This window comes from Marinobacter sp. AC-23 (assembly GCF_001858325.1).
Classification (GTDB): Bacteria; Pseudomonadota; Gammaproteobacteria; order Pseudomonadales; family Oleiphilaceae; genus Marinobacter.
This window is the reverse complement of sequence record NZ_MBPP01000012.1, coordinates 13,790-34,212: the sequence shown is the minus strand read 5'-3', so window position 1 is coordinate 34,212 and position 20,423 is coordinate 13,790. Positions and strand designations below refer to the sequence as shown.

Here is a 20,423-nt window from a genome sequence, read left to right as displayed (position 1 = left end):
TCCTGTTTTTAAACGGTTCTACGAGCACCTGAAAGCCCAGGGCAAACTTCCCAAGGTCGCTCTGATCGCCTGCATGAGAAAAATGATTGTGGTGCTCAATACCATGGTTAAAAACCAAGAACCGTGGCGTGAAAATATGGCTTAATTTATGGGATTGACACCACAGTCACTGGTTAAGTGCTTCTGTGCGCTCGCGCACCTGTTCGGCCAGTACTACCGAGTGCTCAAACGCCGCGTAAGGTTCCGGCTTGTGGGCCATTCCGGATTCCACCCGCACAATTAACGCGTCGCGAATTTTATGCAGCCGTTCATTATCGGCTTCAAGCGCAGCGATACGCTCACGCAGAGACGCATCCGGATGCGCCTGAGAGTTACAGGGAACTGGAATCAGGCTGGCCAATAACCACCCCCGTGAATGTTTGATTAATATGCATTCCGTTGAACTGTTCGCCGTAGGTGTTAAAGCCCACGACTTTGTGATCGCGCAGAAACTCAGACACCGCCTCAACTTTACCGGTCAGTTCGGCTTCCAGGCGGCGTAAAAAACAATCACAACCGATGGTAATCAACGGCGGCCCAACCATGCTTTCGGAGATTTCAAGCTGCTCCCGCACGCTGTCCAACAGTGATTCGGGCGCCATGGCCGTCATTACAATGCCAGTCTCCACCGCGCAATAAAAAGTCAGGCTTTTATCCGGGTTGACACTCTGTATCGAGCGCACAAAATAATGGCCGCCGACTTTTACACCTAATGGCTGCAGCGCAAAAACCGTGCGATCCAACTCATCGACTGCAACGCCCACGGCACGAGCATAAGCCTCAGCGGCAGGTTCTGCGTTCAATTCGTAAACCGTTCGGCTGTCAGAACAGGCGCTCGTAACAACCAGTTTTTCATGACCTTCAATCATGTGATGGCTGGAAAACACGCGAAAATCCAATGGCGTGTTCACCAGCAAAACCATGGCCGCACCGGCATGGAAGCGGCCGTCGTGGAATACATGGGTGTTTGCAAGACGCTCGTCGTCGCCCGCTGATCCACCAAACTGCGGAATACTACCGAGTGCCGCATTCAGGGTTGCAAGCACCAACTCTTCGCGGCTGGACAGCCCGTCCAGCAAAGTGATGGCAAAGGTATTACCTTTGATGGGCGCAATTCGGGCATTGCGACAATTTGTCAGCAAGCCATCAATCACGTTTTGCGCATCCTGCAGGGAAAAGCGATCCATTTCACGGATCAGCGCACAGTCAATCGAGAAGAAACGACTGTCAAAACCAATAGCCGTGATGCACCCGCGATCATAGCCGCGAGTGGTAATTTCACCCGCTGACGTGCAGCCCGACAGGCGCACATCCGGGAACGCCTGCGCAAGAGCCGGGCCCAGCCCGTCAAGATCATATTCGGCAGAGCAGAACAACAGAACACACCCAAGGTGGGGATGGTTAAGTTGGCTAGCAAGATTATTCGCCGCCAAAACCGGCTCGCGAAGGCTGGTGCTGGCAACACGGACGGCAGACATTGTCGTTACTGGCGACATGAGGGGTACTTCCGCAGAAAAAGAACGTCCCCATAATTCTACGGACTCGACCGGCTTCGCCAATGAGACTTCAGTGCTTTTTATCGGTGCGCCGAAATGATCGTAAGCCATTGATCAGACTACTCCATTGTCAGAACCACGCGGCTGCCTGCATGCAATAACCCGAAAACCAGCACTTTAGTTCTAGATCATTACGCTGCGAGCAATAGAGCGTAAACCCCACCGCCCGCAGTATATGATGTCTAGAACGTGACAACGGCGCCAAGTGCAATGGTATTGACGTCCGAGTTGGTCATGCCAGTTGTACGATTTTCGCCCTCAAACATGTTGTACTCGGCAACCAGTTTAAAGTTGCTGTTCACGTCATGAAAGAAACCCAGGGTCGTGCTTTCCGTTTCAAGATTCAGAATTTCAGCGTCAGTTTCACCATAAGACAACACTACGCGGTTAGGCCCGAAGGTGTAGGATCCCTGAACCAGAAAACCATCAGCGTCATCTTCCGTGACTGGGCTGTTGCTAATCAGTACCGGGTTGTCACCCTTTGAGGTAAAACCAGACGCTGCCAGAGTCAAACCCGCCAGCGAGGCTTTCAGACCGTAGCCAAGGCCGCTGCTATCAACCGTAGTACCGCCATTTTCAGCTGATTGATAACGGCCGTTTAGCCAACCGGTCAACCCTAATCCATTCATATCGGTGCTGTAGATTATCTCTGACTCAAACCGCGGAGCGGAATTCTCATCATTCGCCCCGGTAACCGTATCTGCTGGATCAAGAACACCGACAGCAATATTGAATCCGGACATTTCCGGAGCACGATAGGTTATCTGGCTGAGGGCGTCGGGTACGGGTAACCCACACCGATGTTTCCGAAAGACACGCCGCCGGCCGTACCCGGGGAGCCAAAGCCCATCAAAATTTCATCAAGAAATATATTTGAACGCCCGTAAAGACCAAAATCTTTACCAATCAACACCTGGCCAAAGCTACCGTCCACGGTGGCGTAAAACTGGCGCACGTCAATCGCAGTATCAATGGGTGAGTCCAGGCTGTCATTGATCGATGTCCAGAATGACGAACGTCCTCCCAGAGTCAGATCACCCATTTCTTTGCTGAAATTAAACCCGATGGTGTTGGGCAAGAAACCCATCTTGACGCGGGAATCTCGGGTGTCACTCAGATCATTGTCGCGATTTACATAGAACGCGTTGAAATAGCCATCAACAGAAAATGTTGTGCCGTCCTCGTTGTATAATTCGACCGCCGCATTTGCTCCAGCACTGGCACCCATCGCTGCTGCCATTGCGATAAACAGCCCCGACCTTCTGATTTTGTTGTTGTTCATAATTCCCCCAGTATGTTGGTCATTCAGGATCAGGCGACCATCAGCTCATGCCGCAAGCGACAGCTGTTGCCTGAACTTTATAATCGGCTACCAGAGAAACCGGAGGTATCGGCCGAGGGATCCGGTTTTATGCTTATTTGGGAGGGAGTAGAAACAGCACTTTTGAACTAAGACATTCATTCATCTGGTTTTGTGCCATCAATCGGAATCATGTGCCACAACTGACCAATCGCTCATCCAAATTAGTGCCCTTGTTAACAAAGGGACAAAATCAACCATAAAGTAGCAGGCGGCTGACTCTGAGGTCGTATTGAGTCAAAACGTAAACTCAATAGCATGGAAGGCATTACCCGAAAAACACCAGGAGCAACTCATGGTCGGGCGCCTCGTGCTCTTTTTTCTATACTTGTTTATTTACAGTTCCGCAGCCCAGGCTGAGCTTTCTGAACAGAAAAAAGCGCTGATCCAGGAATTGTTTCCGTCGGCGACGGTTATCGATGAAAAGTTAGAAGACTTCCCGGTTTATCCTGTTTTCCAGCTTCAGGAGTTACTGGGCTACGCTTACGAGTCCGTTGATTTGAGCAGGCTTCAGGGGTTCGCGGGCAAGCCCATCAGCATGTTGATCGGCATGGACACTCGTGGCCGTTTTACCGGAGTAAAAGTATTAAACCACCACGAGCCAGTGTTTTTACACGGTTTGGGCGAAGAGCCGCTATTCGACTTTGTCGATCAATACGAGGGGCGGTCGCTGCGCGAACAGATCATCATTAACACATCCAACACCGGTAGCCAGGGACGAACAACTGACGGAAACTCAGTGTATTTTGACGGTGTCAGCAAGGCCACCGTGTCCGTTCTGATCATCAACGATACTGTTCTTTCATCTGCTCTGAAGGTGGCTCGCAACAAACTTGCAGGCTTCGCGCAAGCTGCACCAACAAGAGCAAAACCAGACTTCTTTGAACCGCTGACGTGGCAACAGTTGCTCGATCGTGGCTACATCGGCCAATTGCATTTAAGCCGCGAGGCTGTTGAGTCTGAACTCGGTCGACCCCTGGCAGATTATCCTCAGGATTTTGGGGGTTCCAGCAACGAACCATTCACCGAGCTGTTTTTTACGTACATCAATTCCCCCATGGTGGGCCGCAACCTGTTGGGAGAGAATGGCTACCAAACGTTGATGGAGTGGCTGGAGCCAGGCGCGCAGGTAATGCTTGTGATGTCGCGGGGAGCCTTCCCTCACGTCTCCGAGAGCTTTGTGCCCGGCACCAATCCGCAGCGCCTGAGCCTGAGCCAGAATGGGCTGGCCGTTGAAATGCGGGATTTGAACCTATCAGGCCAAGGTTTGGAATTGCAGGCGGCGGGCATGCCCGACCTGGCCGCCCAAAACTTTTTTCGCACGGGCGGAAGCGCTGGTTTTAGTCCAGGTGCCGATGCCACGTTAAATTTCCACATCGAACTTTCTCGCAACCACCTGGCGCAAGACAGCGCCATTATCGAAGTGCCAGTACGATTCAACCCGGATTTGTTTGAAGCGGTGGAGCCAGCAGCGTCGCTTCAGGATGAGCGCGAGCCTGTATGGATTGGCCTTTGGAAGCAACGTTGGTGGCAGATTGCGATTTTACTAACCGCGCTGACTGTGTTGACTGTGTTTTTTGCCCGCCAGAAAACGTTCAGCAGGTACCCAAAACTGGTTCACCGGTTTCGTTGGGGGTTTCTGTTCTTCACCTTGTTCTTTATCGGCTTTTTCGCTCAGGGCCAGTTATCAGTGGTCAATATATACACGATTTTTCTCGCGATCTCAGATGGCTTCTCACTTAATGTCTTCCTGCTCGACCCCATTATTTTCATTTTATGGCTGTATACATTTATCAGCCTGTTCGTTTGGGGGCGTGGTCTGTTCTGTGGCTGGCTGTGCCCGTTCGGTGCACTTCAGGAGATGACGGCCTGGCTGGGGGAAAAGCTTGGCCTGCGCCAGATTAAAGTACCCGAGTATTGGCACCGTCGCCTGATTCTTATTAAGTATCCTATTCTGATCGGCTTGGTGGGTACGGCTTTCTATTCTCTCGCACTGGCTGAAAAGCTGGTGGAAGTGGAACCGTTCAAAACCAGCATCACCCTGCTTTTTGTGCGTCACTGGCCATTCGTGGTGTACGCGGTTGGGCTACTGGTTGTCGGGATGTTTATCCACAAATTCTATTGCCGCTACCTTTGCCCATTAGGCGCCGGGCTGGCAATTATTGGCCGCCTGAGGCTCTTTAGCTGGCTGGATCGAGTGGAGTTGTGCGGCACCCCCTGCCAGCATTGCAAAAATGCCTGCGGCATTAACGCTATTCGTAAGGATGGCCGAATTGATTATGATGAATGCATACAATGCCTGGAGTGCGTAGTCATACTCAACGACGAAGAACAGTGTGTAGACAAGCGCGTGCAGAATAAGAAGCATCAGCGCCAAGCCAACATACTGGCCACCGATGCTAGCCATTCCTGACAGGTGTCCGCCGAGCGATAACAAAGTTCATCAAATATTAAATAACTTATCTGGCACAGAGGAATTTCGAGGCCAAATACGAAAAAAGGCAAATCAGTAAGTTACTGATTTGCCTTTTAATATGGTAGCGGGGGCAGGATTCGAACCTACGACCTTCGGGTTATGAGCCCGACGAGCTACCAGACTGCTCCACCCCGCATCAAACTGGTTGTTGCCGAGTTGCCTCGATCAACGTGCGCGTATAGTAAGGACTCGGAAGGGCTTTGTCAATTACTGTTTTCAAAGAGGTCTGTTGGGTAGTGCAGTGTTTCTACCGTTGGCACAGCCTGCGCTTTAAAGAACCCAACTTGCTCCATTGCCTCCTGAACTGGCCGGAAGGACTTGCGGTGCTCTGGCGTTACACCCAACCGAAACAGCGCTTCCAGGTGCACGGGCGTTGGATAGCCTTTGTGTTGTGCAAGGCCGTAACCCGGGTAGGTTTGCTCCATCTCTGCCATTTCCCGGTCTCGGGTCACTTTGGCGATTATGGATGCGGCGCTGATCGCCTCTACCCGGCTATCTCCTTTTACCACTGGCTCTGAGGGCCAGTGCCATTTCGGGCATTTGTTGCCGTCCACCAGTACATATTCAGGCGCAATACCCAGCCCGGCAACGGCGCGCTCCATGGCAATCATGGTGGCTTGGTAGATATTGATCTGGTCAATCTCATGGGCCTCACAGCGGCCTAAGCACCAGGCCGTCGCGTGCTCAATAATTTCTTCGTAAAGCGCATTGCGCTTTTTTTCCGTGAGCTTTTTTGAATCCGCCAAACCCGTAATGGGTCGATCGGGATTCAGAATGACAGCTGCGGTCACTACCGCGCCAATGAGTGGCCCACGCCCTACCTCATCCACGCCGGCCAGTAGTCGGCCCTGATAGGCACATTCAAACGGAGGTAATGCAGGTGCACGAGCCATTCAACGGGCTCGCTCTTCAAGAAGCTCGGAGATCGCCTGGGCGGCTTTTTCGTCGGCATTTTGCTTCAATGTGTGGTGAAGCTCGGTAAACGCTTCCACCAGCCGATCACGCTCCTGCTGGTTTTCCATACGCTCGAGTACGGCGGCACCGAGCGATTCCGGTGTGGCGTCATCCTGTAAAAGCTCAGGAACCAGTGGTTGCTTCGCCAGCAGGTTGGGCAATGAAACGTGAGGCACTTTCACTAAACGGGAAATAAGTGCCCAACTGACATTGCTCAAACGATAGCCCACTACCATGGGTTTTTTCAGCAGCATGGCCTCAAGCGTCGCCGTTCCGGACGCCAGCAACACCACATCTGATGCCGCCATCACTTCGCGGGAACGGCCTCTTACGATGGTGACCTGAAGTTTTACGTCGAGCGCTTCGATAAGCTCGCGAACTTGTTGTTCCCGTTCACGGTTCACACAGGGGATGACCAGCTGTACATCCGGTCGCCTGGTCTGAATCCAGCGCGCCGCCTCCAGAAACAACGTGCCCAAACGTTCGACTTCGCCAGCCCGACTTCCTGGCAACACCGCCAGTAAAGGAGCACTTTCATTCAGCCCCAGTTCCTGGCGGGCTTTCCCTGTTTCAGGTACCAGAGGAATGCGATCTGCTAAAGGATGCCCTACAAAGGCTACGGGCACCTGATGCTCTTCATAAAACCTGGCCTCAAATGGCAACAGGGTGAGCATCAGGTCAACGGACTTGGCGATTTTGAAGATCCGTTTCTGCCGCCAGGCCCAAACCGAAGGGCTTACGTAATGAACAGAAGGAATACCCGCTTCCCGGCAGCGCCGTTCGATGGCAAGGGTGAAATCCGGGGAATCAATACCGATCACCACATCTGGCGGCGTGGCGAAGAAATAGCTCAGGAGGCGAGCGCGGATACTAAAGAGCTCTCGGATACGACCAAGAACCTCTACCAGCCCCATAACAGAGAGCCGTTCCATGGGAACCAGCGAGTGGAAGCCCTCGGCAATCATTTCGTCGCCGCCAATGCCGACAAAACGCGCCTTTGGGTAACGATTGCGAAGTGATCGAATCAGGCCGGCGCCGAGAATGTCCCCAGACGCCTCTCCTGCAATAATTCCAAAGGTTATTTTACGGTCACTTACAACCGCAGCCCGGGGGTGGTTCATTAAGCAAGGCTCCTGCCAGCTCAGCGGATAATGCCGCGATGAGCTCCGCGCAGGGAGTCGATAAGCACGCACACTTCTGGCGTATCGGAGTATGCCTCTTCCAATTTTTCCACGGCCTGCTCGGTGGTTAGACCTTGACGATAAATAACCTTGTAAGCACGGCGCAGAGTCATCAGTACCTCTTTCTCGAAGCCGCGGCGCTTAAGGCCTTCAACGTTCATGCCGTGAGGTTCTGCGGACTGGCCAGCAGCCATAACATAAGCTGGAATGTCCTTGAGCACGATACTGCCCCCGGCTGCCATACTATGCGGACCTATATGGCAGAATTGGTGAACCATGGTGCCACCGCCCAGAATGGCGTGATCACCCACCCTTACATGGCCAGCAAGCGTGGCACAGTTAGCAAGAATAATGTCGTTGCCAATAACGCAGTCGTGAGCCACATGCACATAGGCCATAAGCAGGTTGTTATTGCCTATTCGGGTTTCACCCTGATCCTGAACTGTGCCACGGTGAATGGTGCAATTCTCGCGAATCGTGTTGTTATCGCCGATAATCAGTGTGGTTGGCTCTCCGGCGTATTTTTTATCCTGGCACTCCTCTCCCACACTGCAAAACTGAAAAATTCGGTTGTTCCGGCCGATAACTGTCGGCCCTTTCACAACCACGTGAGAAAGGATCTCAGTACCTTCGCCAATTTCAACATTTGGGCCAATATAACTCCACGGACCAACCGTTACGTTAGCCGCAAGCTTGGCTGACGGGTCTACGATCGCCTGAGGATGAACTCCCGACCAGTCATTTGTTGCCATTACACTTCTCTCTCAGCAGTCAGTATCTCTGCAACGCAGACGACGTCTCCATCGACCAGTGCGCGACAATCAAATTTCCAGATGCCACGTTTGCCAGAGATCAACTCCGATTCCATGCACAACTGGTCGCCCGGCAAAACAGGACGCTTGAAGCGCGCCTTGCTGGACCCAGCCAAGTATTGTACCAGCCCGTCTGCTGGTTTCCGCCCCACCGTCACAAATCCAAGAATTCCTGAGAGCTGAGCCATGGCTTCAATAATCAGTACGCCGGGCATTATGGGATTGTCAGGAAAGTGGCCAGTAAAAAACGGCTCGTTAAACGAGACGTTTTTGTAGCCTTTGATCGATTTGGACTTTTCAATCTCGGTCACCCGATCCACCAACAAAAACGGATAGCGGTGCGGGAGATATTCCAGGATTTCATCGATGTACATCATGTTGATCGGCCTCAGCCTCTGATTTCTTTTCCAGTTCTTTAACGCGTCGCGCCAGCGTATCCAGCTGTCGGAAACGCACCGCGTTCTTACGCCATCGCCGATTTGTATCTGCACTGATGCCAGAAGAATAAACGCCCGCCTCCGGAATACTCCCGGTTACCAGGGTCATGCCGGTAAGGTGCACCTGATTTGCGATTTCCAAGTGACCAGCCACTCCAGAGGCACCACCAAACACACAGTGGCTGCCGATCTTCGTACTGCCCGCAATTCCAACCATAGCGGCCATTGCACTGTGATCACCAATGCGGACGTTGTGGGCGATCTGAATAAGATTGTCGAGCTTCACGCCGTTACCGATAACCGTGTCATCCAGAGCGCCACGATCAATTGTGGTGTTCGCTCCTACTTCAACATCATCCCCAAGAATCACTCGGCCGAGCTGTGCAATTCTGTGCCACTGCCCTTTCTCATTCGCGAAGCCAAACCCATCGGAGCCAATCACGGCGCCGCTGAGGATGTGGCAGCGTTGCCCTAACACCACGTCGTGAGCGAGGGTAACTCTGGGCCGAAGAATGGAGTCGGAACCGACGCTGGCGCGGGCGCCAACAATACTCCCAGCTCCGATAACAACCCGCTCTCCGATGATCACATTCGCCTCAACAACGGCGTTAGGCCCAATACTGGCACTTGCGGGAACTGTTGCACTAGGGTCGACCACCGCTGCGGGATGAATGCCCGGCGGCGCTACGGGCGCCGGATCAAACCAGTGGCTGAGGTGAGCATAGCCCAAGTAAGGATTGTCCAGTAACAGGCCATTGGTCGGGCAATCCCCCACTGCTGCAGGCGATATAATAACTGCTGCAGCGCGGGTATCCGCTAGGTGCTTTGCGTAGGCGGGGTTCGCCAGAAAGCTGAGCTGATCGGGGCCCGCCGCCTGGAGAGTCGCAAGGCCGGAAACCCGTATGTCCGGATTGCCGCGAAGCTCTGCTCCCAAAGCTTTTGCGATCTCCCCGAGCCGGTAAGACTGTTCTGTCATCACGCGCTCCACAACACGCTAGTGAGCCCGAAGGCTCTCAGGCAGGGATTAACGGTTTAGCTTATCCAAAAGCTGTGAGGTCAGGTTCATTTCTGGCTTCACATAAACAACGGCTTCGCTGGGCAGAATCAAATCAAGATCGTTTTCTTCCAGCAGTTCTTTTACCGCTGCGTCCACTTCTGGGCGGGCCTCTTCCAAAAACGCCTGCTTGCGCTGATTAACAGTGGAGTCTAGGCGCTGTTTAAGAAAATTGAACTCTTTGACCTTTTCCTGGAACTCGCCAGCAAGCTGGTTACGCTCACTCTCGTTCATCATCGCACCGTCCTTTTCCAGACGCTCCTTCAGCTTGCGCGCTGCTTCCTGAGTCTCGCGAACTTTCTCTTCATCACCCGCGAAATCCTTTTGCATGGCTTCGCTGAACGACTTGGCGTCGTTGGACGAAAACAAAGCCTGGCGCAAATCCACAACACCAACACGGGTTTCTGCTACGGCGGGCAAAGCCAGCGCCATAGCTGCAGCAAACATCAGTACGGTTCTGAACATAGTAGGTCTCCTGAGAGTCATTCGTTTTTGTTTCTCGTATCTCTGCATCAGAATGTCTGGCCAAGGGAAAATTGGAATACCTGAGTATCGTCACCAGATTTATCATTCAACGGTTTCGCCAAGCTGAAGGCCAGCGGCCCTACCGCCGTAATCCACTGAAATCCGATACCGGCTGACAGGCGCAGCTCTGTTGCATCTGGGTCAAACCCACGATCAGAATCAAACACTTGGCCGGCATCCACGAAGAATGCCGTACGCATAGATCGGCTGTCACCGGCAAACGGTGTCGGGAAAATCAGCTCCAGAGAACCTTCGGTCAGCAGATTACCACCGAACGGGTCGGGATCAGAAAAGTCGTTGTCGGCCCTGGTCGCGCGCCGCCCTAGTGAGTTGGCTTGGTAGCCTCGTACCGAGCCATAGCCGCCTGCATAAAAGTGCTCGTAAAATGGCATGACTGTACGGTCACCATAACCATCGCCGTAGCCGATTTCTGTTCTTGTGCGCACAACCCAGCGTTTGCTCTCCGTGATCGGGAAGTAGAAATCGGTCTTATGGGTGGCCTTGTAGAACGTAAGATCACTGCCAGGCACCGCAACATCAAGCGACAGAGAGTGGCTGTAACCGTCAGTTGGTAGAACACCCCGGTTCAACGTACTGCGGCGCCAGCTACCAAACAGGAAGTAGTTATTGAAGGAGTCGCCTTCTTCGTCAATAAACTGGGTCACTTCTTTAGATGTAAAAACGCCGCCTTTAACCTTGGAAAGCGTGTAGCCCAGCCCAAAGTTCAACCTTGTAATATTGTCGGTTGGATAGCCAAACGTGACTCGACCACCATACTCATCCAGAAGATAGGACGTGATGTCTTCTTTCTCAAAGTCTGTCTCCCGGGCAAACACACTGAACCCACGGCTAACACCATCTACCGTGTAGTAAGGATCCATGTAGGAGATATTAGCGCTTTTGACTGAGTCGCTAACGTTTACGCCGAACGATACCCGCTTGCCTGTGCCAAAAAAGTTATTTTCAGACACGTTGGCGCCAAGAATAACGCCTGAATCCTGAGAGAAGCCTACCGAGGCCGAGAGGCTGCCCGTTGGCTGCTCTTCCACTGAGTAGTTCACATCAACAAGATCGTCTGTTCCCGGCACAGGAACTGTATCTACGTTGACTGTTTGGAAGAAGCCAAGCCGCTCGAGACGCGTTTTGGAAAATTCAATGCGATCCGAAGAAGCAATGCCGCCTTCCATCTGTGTCATTTCCTGACGCAGAACATCGTCCCGGGTTGAAACGTTACCGTCAAAATTAACCCGACGAACATACGCTCGTTTACCCGGCTCAACAAAGAAGGTTACGGCAGCCGTGTTATCTTCTCCTGGTTCTGGCACGGCGTTTACGTTCGCAAACGCATAACCTTCTTTGCCCAGGCGGAACGCCAGTGTTTCTGAGATAGCCGTCATGCGAGCGCGGGAGAACACATCGCCCTCGTCTACCGGGATAAGTTCTCGCAGCTCTTCCTCATCAACAATAAGGTTGCCCCGAAGCCTGATATCCGAAATTGTATACTGTGGCCCTTCGTTCAACGCTATCGCAATGAAGACCTGCCGCTTGTCTGGCGAGATAGAAACCTGGCTGGACTCCACGTTGAAATCCAGATAACCGCGGTCGAGGTAGAATGAACGCAGCGTTTCCAGGTCGCCACTCAGCCGTTCTCGCGCGTATTTATCTGAATTAGTGAGAGAGTTCCACCAACTGCTGGTTCGCAATTCGAACAGATCCCGTAATTGCTCGTCACTGAATTCCTGATTGCCTACCAGGTTGATGTGCTGGATGGCAGCCACCGTACCCTCGTTAATATCCAGACGAATCGCGACGCGGTTGCGCGGCAAAACCTCAGCCGTTGCCTTAACCCGAGCGTTGTAGCGCCCCTGGCCGATGTAGGAGCGCAGAATCTCGAGTTCTAAGCGTTCCAGGGTTGCCCGGCGGAACACTTGCCCTTCCTGAAGCCCTGCACCAGCAAGGGCATCCATGAGCATGTCAGTTTCTATGTTCTTATTGCCTTCAATTTCGATTGAGGTGATCGAAGGGCGTTCCCGCACAGTAAGGATGAGAATACCGGCATCGCGGCTGGCTTCTATATCCGTGAACAATCCGGTTCGGAACAACGATTTAATAGAATCTGCCAGCTCGGCTTCATCCATCTGCTCACCGATATTGATGGGGAACGCAGAAAACACAGTGCCCGCAGACACTCGCTGTAAGCCTTCCACCTCAATATCCGCAACCGTAAATTCATCTGCAAATGCTGGCGTCATGCCGGTTGCGGCAACAGCGAGGCCAACGGCTAAACCTAGAAGAGAACGTCTCATTCAATTATTTCGCCTGGTTAATGCGCGTAAGGAGCCCGCAATTCTCACAACCGCATTAGGTCGTTGTAAAGAGCAAACACCATTAATGTGAGGATCATTGCCATACCAATTCGTAATCCAAGGGCTTGAACCCCATCTGAAAGCGGTTTTTTGCGGATTGCCTCAATGGTGTAATACACAATGTGACCACCATCCAGAACCGGCACCGGCAACAGGTTGAGAATACCCAAGCTGACACTGAGATAAGCCAAAAAACGAACAAAATCTTCAAATCCCGAAGTAACACTGGCCTCGGCCACCCGGGCAATGGTTATAGGGCCGCTGAGGTTACTGGGCGAGAGCAGCCCTGTAACCATCTTTTTGATGGCAACAAGGGTTAGGCGGGTATCGGCCCAGGTTTCATCCAGTGCAATGGGAATCGCCGCCAGCGGGCCATAGCGAACCTCTCTCAACACGTTATCGGGCCAGGAGATAGCTTCCACCCCGGCGCCGACAAACCCAATGGTTTCGCCATTATCCTGTTTTTTCTCCGCGGGTGTAACCTGCACAGATTGCTCGGCCCCGGCGCGTTCTACGGCAAGTGTCAGCGTTTGCTCCGGTGCGTTGCGTATAAAATCGACCAGTTCAAACCAGTTAGCTACTGGCTCGTCATTCACCGCAAGAATGCGATCACCCGCTTGAAGGCCTGCAGCCTGGGCGCGACCACCTGGTGATATTTGGCCAAGCACCGCAGGCACATCTGGCCGCCAGGGTGTAATTCCAAATTCACCAATCGGGTCAGGGGTGTCATCGCTAAGTCTCCAGCCCCCGAGTTCGCCGCTTAAGGTGCCTTTTGTATCACCATCAAGCACACCGAGGGTTATCGTGCCCTGCTCTCCCGCACGCTCAAGAATGCGCATGTTCACGTCGCGCCAAGAACTGACTCGGTGGCCGTCTATGGCGTGAATTTCCATCCCTTCACGCAAACCCACCGTTCCTGCAACACTTTGTTCGGTAACGCCGCCAACAATCGGCGCAACGTGGGTAACACCCACCACACCGAGTAACCAATAGGCAAATATGGCAAAAATAAAGTTGGCAGCCGGACCGGCTGCTGCAATGGCAATCCTGCGAGAAGGCGCCTTGGAAGTAAAAGCCTGATCTTTGAGTTCGTCAGGAACTGGCCCTTCTCTCTCATCAAGCATTTTTACATAGCCACCCAGAGGAATGGCCGCTATCGCAAACTCGGTGCCATGGCGGTCATACCACGAGAACAGTGGCTTACCAAAACCCACAGAAAAGCGCAGCACTTTCACGCCACAGCGGCGTGCTACCCAAAAATGGCCATACTCATGCAGGGTAACGAGTATTCCCAGAGTAAGCGCAAGAGCAAGTATGGTTTGAATTATCTGCATAGCATTCCTGGTTTAAGCGCCAGCCCGGCGGAACTCTTTACTGAATATCAGACAGTTAACAGAGCAATCTGTTCCCTGGCCCGCTGCCGTGCCTCTGTGTTCTTCGCAAAGATAACGTCAAAGCTGTCTGCAGGTGCCACAGGCGTTGCCGACAGGGTTCTCTCGATCACAACCGGGATGTCAGTAAACGCCAGGTTCCCTTTCAGGAACTCGTCTACTGCAACCTCATTTGCCGCATTAAGTACTGCAGGCGCAGTGCCGCCCACTTCAAACGCTTCCGCCGCTAACCGCAAGCACGGAAAGCGTAGCAAATCTGGCCGCTCAAAATGAAACCGCCCTATTGCGAACAAATCCAAGGGTGCAACTCCCGCATCAATGCGTTCCGGCCAAGCCAAGCCGTTGGCTATAGGCGTACGCATATCAGGGCTACCTAGCTGAGCCAGCACAGAGCCATCGGCATACTCTACCATGGAGTGGATGATGCTTTCCGGGTGTACATGAACTTCGATGCGGTCTGGCGTGGTATTAAATAACCAGCATGCCTCAATCAGCTCGAGCCCTTTATTCATCAAGGTTGCTGAGTCGACAGAGATTTTCCGCCCCATAGACCAATTTGGGTGGGCGCAAGCCTGTGCCGGCGTAACCGAAAGCAGATCTTCCGCGCTATGCTCCCGAAAGGGGCCTCCAGAAGCGGTCAAAAGGATTCGGGTAATGCCTGCGCCTTCGGGATCGCGTATCTTTTCAGCGGGCAAGCATTGGAAAATCGCATTGTGTTCAGAGTCTATGGGTAACAATTCTGCGCCAGAGACCGCCACAGCGTCCATGAACAGCTTCCCAGACATAACCAGCGCTTCTTTATTGGCTAGCAATACCCGCTTCCCTGCTCGCACAGCAGCGAGTGTTGGACCCAACCCGGCTGCACCAACAATAGCGGCCACAACCGTGCATGCTTCTGGGGCCGAGGCCACCTCACACAGCCCTGACTCACCACTGAGTACAGTCACATCAGGTAAATCCGCTAACAATCCGGCCAGCTTTTGCGCTGCCGTCGGATCGGCCATGACTGCAAACTTGGGGTGAAACTCACGACAGAGCGCTGCAAGCTCTTCGGAACGGGTGCCGGCGGTTAGCGCATACACAGAAAACCGCTTGGGATGGCGGCGGATAACATCAAGAGTAGAGAGCCCGACCGATCCCGTGGCCCCTAACACTGTAACTGCGCGGTGGACCATACTTACACTGGCCCAGATGTCAGCCAGCCAAGCTGGGTGATAATAAGCGCAAACACCGGAACAGCTGCAGTTAGGCTGTCTATGCGATCCATAATCCCACCATGCCCTGGCAGCAACTGGCTGCTGTCTTTGATGCCTCTAAAGCGCTTGAGCATGCTCTCGAAAAGATCTCCGAGCACCGACACCAAACCGGTTACCAGAGTTGCCGCCACCAGCAACACGGTCTCAGCAACGCTCGCTGAAACAAAAGTACTGGCAACCAAGGCAAACACACCAACGGCCACCAAACCTCCCCACACACCGGCCCAGGATTTACCCGGGCTAACTCTGGGCGCCAGTTTGGCTTTACCAAAGGCACGCCCGGCAAAATAAGCACCAATGTCTGCAACCCATACAACGCAGAACACATACAAAATAATCAGAAGGTTGTTGTCAGTATTTCCAAACTGAAAACCGCCCGCCCGAAGATGGTTCAAGCCAACCCAGGCTGGCACGAGAACCAGTGCACCCATAAGCGCACGAACAGGCAAACTGCCCCATCGCTCCGAGCCCGCCGGATAATTACGCACCAGCGCAAAACAAACAATCCACCAAAGAAGAGCAAGCCAAAGCACCGCAGCGGCCGACACATCAAGAAGGCTATACAGGATGACTGCAATTACCGCAGCGTAACCGATCCGGCCAGGTTGCCGCTCAAGGCCAGACATATTGGCCCACTCCCAGGCACCCAGGGTAATAATTGCAGCGGTAAACAGGGCAAAACCCATAGGCGGCAAGAAAAAAATGCCTCCGATAGCGATGGGAGCAAGAATGAGGGCGGTAATAATTCGGGTTTTTAGCACGATAGAGGTCGCTGTAATTCGTTATTGTTGTGACGGCTTGGCGGCAATCTGATCATCCGTCTGACCAAAGCGACGCTGACGTCCGGCATAGGCCTGTAACGCTTTGCGCATCTCGTCTTCTTTAAAGTCCGGCCAAAATACGGGTGAAAAATACAGTTCAGTGTATGCCAGGTGCCAAAGCATGAAATTGCTGATCCGCTGCTCGCCTGCCGTACGGATCATAAGATCCGGCACCGGGAGGTTTCCAATGCTCAGGTGTTGCTGAATAAGATTATCGGTAATATCTGACGGCTCAAGCTCACCAAGCTTCACCATCTGGGCAACCTGCTGAGTTGCCTGGGTGATATCCCAGTGGCCACCGTAGTTTGCAGCAATAACAAGGGTCATTCTGGTGTTGTCGCGGGTGAGCTCCTCTGCCTTGGCCATGCGCTCCTGCAGAGTTGCATTAAACGCGGAGCGATCACCAATGATGCGCAAGCAGATATTATTGTGATGCAGTTTTCGAACTTCCCGCTCCAAGGCAAAAAGAAACAGCTTCATCAAGGCCGACACTTCATCCTTGGGGCGCCGCCAATTTTCGCTTGAAAAAGCAAACAGTGTGAGTACTTCAACGCCCTCTCGGGCACAGGTTTCAACCACCGCTTTTACAGCATCTACCCCAGCCTTGTGCCCTGCGACCCCTTTTAACCGGCGCGCTTTGGCCCACCGGTTATTACCATCCATGATAATCGCCACATGCCGGGGCCGGCTGTCAGCCGACACCGGAATCTCTGCGGATACTGTTCCCGTCATGAAATCCCCTGTACGGCCAGCAGATTTTGCCTGCCGGCCGTGTGTTTCGCTTGCAAGTGCACCGAGGCGATCAAACCGCCATCAAGTCCTCTTCCTTAGCCTTTAGCATCTTCTCGACTTCAGCGATGTAGCGATCTGTGAGCTTCTGGATTTCGTCTTCGCCCCTACGCTCATCATCTTCAGAGATGTCTTTTTCTTTCAGGAGCTCTTTCATCATGCTGTTCGCATCACGACGCGCGTTCCGAACAGAAACACGGGCATTTTCTGCGTCCGCTTTCGATTGCTTAACCATTTCCTTACGGGTTTCCTGGGTCAGCATCGGCATGGGAATACGGATAAGGTCGCCGTTAGTAGCAGGGTTGAGGCCCAGATCGGAGGCCATGATGGCCTTCTCAATAACAGGCACCAGGTTCTTTTCCCAAGGCGACACGGCAAGCGTACGGTTGTCTTCTACGTTTACACTGGCAACCTGCTTCAGTGGCGTCTCCTGACCGTAGTAGTTAACCACCACACTGTCCAGAATAGACGGATGGGCACGACCAGTCCGGATTTTGTTGAACGCCGAGGTCAGAGCCTCCAGGCTCTTGGTCATCTTCTTTTCGGCTTCAGCTTTAATATCGTCAATCACGTAATCATCCTCAATTCGTTCGTCGGGCCATCATAGAACCCGTTATTCAATCAGTGTACCTTCTTTTTCGCCAGTCACGATGCGCGTCAGTGCGCCGGCACTGCTCATATTAAAAACCCGCAGCGGCATACCGTGATCTCGTGCCAAACAGATGGCTGTTAAGTCCATCACACCCAGCTTTTTGTCCAGCACCTCATCGTATGTCAGGCGTTCGTACTTCTCTGCGGAGGGATCGAGGTGCGGATCCGCAGAATACACGCCATCTACCTTGGTTGCTTTTAGCACCGCATCCGCTTCAATTTCGATACCACGCAGGCAGGCTGCCGAATCTGTTGTAAAGAAGGGGTTGCCGGTGCCTGCGCAGAATATAACCACATCGCCGTCTTTCAAATCACGAACCGCACGGCGGCGGTCATAATGTTCAACAATACCACTCATGGGGATAGCCGACATTACACGGGTGCGAATGTTCGAACGCTCAAGAGCATCGCGCATGGCCAGGCCGTTCATAACGGTTGCCAGCATACCCATGTGATCCCCGGTAACCCGGTCCATGCCAGCTTCACTGAGCGCGGCACCACGGAACAGGTTGCCGCCCCCAATTACCAAGCCTACCTGAATACCGATGCCAATAAGCGCACCGATTTCAAGGGCCATACGATCAAGAACTTTGGGATCAATACCGAATTCATGCTCCCCCATAAGGGCCTCACCACTGAGCTTGAGCAGAACACGATTGTATCTTGGCTGGTTTTTCGGTGGTGTCGACATACTGATCCCCTTTTCGTCTGTTGACTGCTATCCGGCGTGAGACGCATTGCAGGCTTGCATGTGACATATCCCTTGAAAAGGGGCATCTCAGATACAAGCCCGCCACGAGAACCGGAAAACTCCGGTCAACGTGGCAGACTCAGAGGGCGCTGTAGCTCGCCGCTACAGCGCCTGGAAAGAAATCAGGCTTTGCCAGTACCGGCTGCAGCAGCAACCTCGGCAGCAAAGTCCACTTCTTCTTTCTCAATGCCTTCACCCACTTCCAGGCGAACGAAACCAACCAGCTCACCGCCAGCAGCTTTAATCAGCTGGCCTACGGTCTGCTCCGGGTTCTTTACGAAAGGCTGCTCAACAAGGCTGTTTTCCTTGAGGAACTTCTGGATGCGGCCGCCCATCATTTTCTCAACGATTTCGGCAGGCTTGCCTTCCATGTCTGGCTGAGCCTTGATGACATCTTTCTCTTTCTCCAGCTCTTCAGCTGGCATGTCTTCCGGCTTGGCAACACGCGGGTTAACGGCAGCAGCGTGCATGGCGATGTCACGAGCAAGTTCAGCATCACCAGCAGTCAAAGCAACAACCGAGGCAATCTTGTTGTTGCTGTGAACGTAGCCACCAACAACTGGGCCTTTCACTTCAACCACACGGCGAACAGAAATGTTCTCGCCAACTTTCTGAACCAGCGCTTCGCGCTTGGATTCCAGATCGCCTGCCATCAGCTTGGCAACGTCGGTCTCGCCTTTTTCGAAGGCAACATTCAGCACGTTGTTAGCGAAATCCAGCAGATTATCGTCACGAGCAACGAAATCTGTCTCGGAGTTCACTTCCAGAATGTAAGCAACAGTGTTGTCGTCGGAGATCTTGATCAGCGACACACCTTCAGCGGCTGTGCGGCCGGCTTTTTTGGCAGCTTTCAGGCCTGAAGACTTACGCAGCTCTTCAATTGCAGCGTCTACACTTCCGCCAGCTTCAACCAGCGCCTTTTTGCATTCCATCATGCCTAAGCCAGTACGCTCGCGCAGCTCTTTGACCATTGCAGCGGTAATTGCAGCCATGTCCAATCCTCTTAACTTTTCCGAATTCGGTGGGGAGGCATACCCGGAAACACGCCAGGGTATGCCTTACATCTCAAGTGTGACGCGTAGGCATCACTCTGCGGCCGGAGCGGCACCTGCAGATTCTTCAGCGACTTCTACAAATTCGCCAGCGCCGCCCTGAGTTGCTTCCAGGCAGGTATCTGCAACGGCTTTCACGTAGATTTGAATCGCACGGATAGCATCGTCGTTACCCGGGATAACGTAATCAACGCCATCAGGGTTGCTGTTGGTATCTACCACGCCGATAACAGGAATACCTAGCTTGTTGGCTTCCTTGATAGCGATACGCTCGTGATCAACGTCGATAACAAACAACGCGTCAGGCAAACCGCCCATATCCTTGATACCACCAATGGAGCGCTCAAGCTTGTCCATTTCGCGGGTGCGCTCAAGAGCTTCTTTCTTGGTCAGCTTGTCGAAGGTGCCGTCTTTGCTCTGGGCGTCCAGATCACGGTAGCGGCGAATCGACTGACGGATGGTCTTGTAGTTAGTCAGCATGCCACCAAGCCAGCGGTGATTAACAAAAGGCTGGCCGGAACGCTCTGCTTCTTCCTTGATGACCTTGGCCGCGGCGCGCTTGGTGCCAACGAACAAAATCTTGTTCTTGCTCTCTGTCAGTTGCTGAACGAAGTTAAGCGCTTCGTTCATGGCAGGAACAGTCTGCTCAAGGTTGATGATGTGAATCTTGTTACGGGCGCCGAAGATGAACTTCGACATTTTCGGGTTCCAGTAACGAGTCTGGTGACCGAAGTGAGCACCTGCTTTGAGCAGGTCACGCATATTTACCTGAGCCATGATAATTACCTTAAGTGTAGCTTCGGGTTAGTCCTCCACGCGTCCAATTACCCCAACCAGGCTCCCTATACAGCATATAAAGCGGGAGTAGGCACCCTGGGGCAACGTGCTGACACGTGTGCGAATTTGCCGGATTCGTTTCCAGCGGGCGCGTTTATACCACAAAACCTAAGCC

At 53.0% G+C, this 20,423-nt stretch carries 17 protein-coding genes, 1 tRNA gene and 3 pseudogenes; 2 read left to right on the top strand and 19 right to left on the bottom strand.

The annotated features are described in order from the left end of the window. A pseudogene (locus BCA33_RS21420) lies at positions 1-145 on the top strand (IS110 family transposase); the annotation flags it as partial. A gap of 24 nt (positions 146-169) precedes the next feature. Here the strand turns inward: BCA33_RS21420 and BCA33_RS05500 are convergent. The 3 genes and pseudogenes from BCA33_RS05500 to BCA33_RS05490 form a co-directional block, all read right to left on the bottom strand. After that, positions 170-400 (bottom strand): annotated as a pseudogene (locus tag BCA33_RS05500) (hybrid sensor histidine kinase/response regulator); the annotation flags it as partial. After that, entirely contained in the window at positions 372-1,517 is a 1,146-nt protein-coding gene (gene nosP / locus BCA33_RS05495) for a nitric oxide-sensing protein NosP (RefSeq protein WP_254774208.1), read from the bottom strand. The gene nosP and the pseudogene BCA33_RS05500, both read right to left, overlap by 29 nt. Before the next feature lie 260 nt (positions 1,518-1,777). After that, positions 1,778-2,877 (bottom strand): annotated as a pseudogene (locus BCA33_RS05490) (porin). Positions 2,878-3,250: 373 nt separating this feature from the next. On the opposite strand from BCA33_RS05490, the gene BCA33_RS05485 reads away from it, so the two are divergent. Then, positions 3,251-5,368, top strand: coding sequence for a NosR/NirI family protein (locus BCA33_RS05485; RefSeq protein ID WP_071264060.1), 2,118 nt, complete (start codon positions 3,251-3,253; stop codon positions 5,366-5,368). 122 nt (positions 5,369-5,490) lie between these two features. On the opposite strand, the gene BCA33_RS05480 is transcribed toward BCA33_RS05485, so the two are convergent. The 16 genes from BCA33_RS05480 to rpsB form a co-directional block, all read right to left on the bottom strand. Beyond that, positions 5,491-5,567 (bottom strand) — tRNA-Met (locus tag BCA33_RS05480). A 67-nt stretch (positions 5,568-5,634) separates the two neighbouring features. Beyond that, on the bottom strand, positions 5,635-6,324 hold the full coding sequence (gene rnhB, locus BCA33_RS05475; RefSeq protein ID WP_071264058.1) for a ribonuclease HII: 690 nt from the start codon (positions 6,322-6,324) through the stop codon (positions 5,635-5,637). Beyond that, the gene (gene lpxB, locus BCA33_RS05470) at positions 6,325-7,506 is read right to left on the bottom strand and encodes a lipid-A-disaccharide synthase (protein ID WP_071264056.1); all 1,182 of its coding nucleotides are present in this window, start codon (positions 7,504-7,506) and stop codon (positions 6,325-6,327) included. Positions 7,507-7,526: 20 nt separating this feature from the next. Further along, positions 7,527-8,318 (bottom strand): acyl-ACP--UDP-N-acetylglucosamine O-acyltransferase, encoded by a 792-nt coding sequence (gene lpxA / locus BCA33_RS05465; protein ID WP_071264054.1) that lies wholly within the window; start codon positions 8,316-8,318, stop codon positions 7,527-7,529. Beyond that, positions 8,318-8,755 (bottom strand): 3-hydroxyacyl-ACP dehydratase FabZ, encoded by a 438-nt coding sequence (gene fabZ, locus BCA33_RS05460; protein ID WP_071264052.1) that lies wholly within the window; start codon positions 8,753-8,755, stop codon positions 8,318-8,320. Before fabZ ends, lpxA begins: the two co-directional genes overlap by 1 nt. Continuing rightward, the gene (gene lpxD / locus BCA33_RS05455; RefSeq protein ID WP_071264049.1) at positions 8,739-9,791 is read right to left on the bottom strand and encodes a UDP-3-O-(3-hydroxymyristoyl)glucosamine N-acyltransferase; all 1,053 of its coding nucleotides are present in this window, start codon (positions 9,789-9,791) and stop codon (positions 8,739-8,741) included. Before lpxD ends, fabZ begins: the two co-directional genes overlap by 17 nt. A 48-nt stretch (positions 9,792-9,839) precedes the next feature. Beyond that, a complete protein-coding gene (locus BCA33_RS05450) occupies positions 9,840-10,334 on the bottom strand; it encodes an OmpH family outer membrane protein (protein ID WP_071264047.1) in 495 nt (164 codons plus the stop codon). A 47-nt stretch (positions 10,335-10,381) separates the two neighbouring features. Then, positions 10,382-12,700, bottom strand: a complete 2,319-nt coding sequence (bamA, locus tag BCA33_RS05445) for an outer membrane protein assembly factor BamA (RefSeq protein WP_071264045.1) — start codon at positions 12,698-12,700, stop codon at positions 10,382-10,384. Positions 12,701-12,744: 44 nt separating this feature from the next. Then, complete coding sequence (gene rseP / locus BCA33_RS05440) at positions 12,745-14,094, bottom strand: RIP metalloprotease RseP (RefSeq protein WP_071264044.1); 1,350 nt, start codon at positions 14,092-14,094, stop codon at positions 12,745-12,747. Between the two features lie 47 nt (positions 14,095-14,141). Further along, positions 14,142-15,326: a 1-deoxy-D-xylulose-5-phosphate reductoisomerase gene (gene ispC / locus BCA33_RS05435; RefSeq protein WP_071264042.1), complete on the bottom strand. Its 1,185-nt coding sequence runs from the start codon at positions 15,324-15,326 to the stop codon at positions 14,142-14,144. 2 nt (positions 15,327-15,328) lie between these two features. Beyond that, positions 15,329-16,168, bottom strand: coding sequence for a phosphatidate cytidylyltransferase (locus BCA33_RS05430; protein WP_071264040.1), 840 nt, complete (start codon positions 16,166-16,168; stop codon positions 15,329-15,331). A gap of 21 nt (positions 16,169-16,189) precedes the next feature. Then, positions 16,190-16,960: a polyprenyl diphosphate synthase gene (uppS, locus tag BCA33_RS05425; RefSeq protein ID WP_071264038.1), complete on the bottom strand. Its 771-nt coding sequence runs from the start codon at positions 16,958-16,960 to the stop codon at positions 16,190-16,192. 70 nt (positions 16,961-17,030) lie between these two features. Then, complete coding sequence (frr, locus tag BCA33_RS05420; protein ID WP_071264036.1) at positions 17,031-17,588, bottom strand: ribosome recycling factor; 558 nt, start codon at positions 17,586-17,588, stop codon at positions 17,031-17,033. Between the two features lie 42 nt (positions 17,589-17,630). Continuing rightward, positions 17,631-18,359, bottom strand: a complete 729-nt coding sequence (pyrH, locus tag BCA33_RS05415; RefSeq protein ID WP_071264034.1) for a UMP kinase — start codon at positions 18,357-18,359, stop codon at positions 17,631-17,633. Between the two features lie 182 nt (positions 18,360-18,541). Continuing rightward, on the bottom strand, positions 18,542-19,411 hold the full coding sequence (tsf, locus tag BCA33_RS05410) for a translation elongation factor Ts (protein ID WP_071264032.1): 870 nt from the start codon (positions 19,409-19,411) through the stop codon (positions 18,542-18,544). A 93-nt stretch (positions 19,412-19,504) separates the two neighbouring features. Next, complete coding sequence (gene rpsB / locus BCA33_RS05405; RefSeq protein WP_071264030.1) at positions 19,505-20,248, bottom strand: 30S ribosomal protein S2; 744 nt, start codon at positions 20,246-20,248, stop codon at positions 19,505-19,507. Positions 20,249-20,423: the final 175 nt, after the last annotated feature.

Bases quoted from the DNA above. Each gene is read 5' to 3' on its own strand.
- nosP (WP_254774208.1), bottom strand. From the start codon at position 1,517: ATGTCTGCCGTCCGTGTTGCCAGCACCAGCCTTCGCGAGCCGGTTTTG.
- BCA33_RS05485 (WP_071264060.1), top strand. From the start codon at position 3,251: ATGGTCGGGCGCCTCGTGCTCTTTTTTCTATACTTGTTTATTTACAGT.
- rnhB (WP_071264058.1), bottom strand. From the start codon at position 6,324: ATGGCTCGTGCACCTGCATTACCTCCGTTTGAATGTGCCTATCAGGGC.
- lpxB (WP_071264056.1), bottom strand. From the start codon at position 7,506: ATGAACCACCCCCGGGCTGCGGTTGTAAGTGACCGTAAAATAACCTTT.
- lpxA (WP_071264054.1), bottom strand. From the start codon at position 8,318: ATGGCAACAAATGACTGGTCGGGAGTTCATCCTCAGGCGATCGTAGAC.
- fabZ (WP_071264052.1), bottom strand. From the start codon at position 8,755: ATGATGTACATCGATGAAATCCTGGAATATCTCCCGCACCGCTATCCG.
- lpxD (WP_071264049.1), bottom strand. From the start codon at position 9,791: ATGACAGAACAGTCTTACCGGCTCGGGGAGATCGCAAAAGCTTTGGGA.
- BCA33_RS05450 (WP_071264047.1), bottom strand. From the start codon at position 10,334: ATGTTCAGAACCGTACTGATGTTTGCTGCAGCTATGGCGCTGGCTTTG.
- bamA (WP_071264045.1), bottom strand. From the start codon at position 12,700: ATGAGACGTTCTCTTCTAGGTTTAGCCGTTGGCCTCGCTGTTGCCGCA.
- rseP (WP_071264044.1), bottom strand. From the start codon at position 14,094: ATGCAGATAATTCAAACCATACTTGCTCTTGCGCTTACTCTGGGAATA.
- ispC (WP_071264042.1), bottom strand. From the start codon at position 15,326: ATGGTCCACCGCGCAGTTACAGTGTTAGGGGCCACGGGATCGGTCGGG.
- uppS (WP_071264038.1), bottom strand. From the start codon at position 16,960: ATGACGGGAACAGTATCCGCAGAGATTCCGGTGTCGGCTGACAGCCGG.
- pyrH (WP_071264034.1), bottom strand. From the start codon at position 18,359: ATGTCGACACCACCGAAAAACCAGCCAAGATACAATCGTGTTCTGCTC.
- tsf (WP_071264032.1), bottom strand. From the start codon at position 19,411: ATGGCTGCAATTACCGCTGCAATGGTCAAAGAGCTGCGCGAGCGTACT.
- rpsB (WP_071264030.1), bottom strand. From the start codon at position 20,248: ATGGCTCAGGTAAATATGCGTGACCTGCTCAAAGCAGGTGCTCACTTC.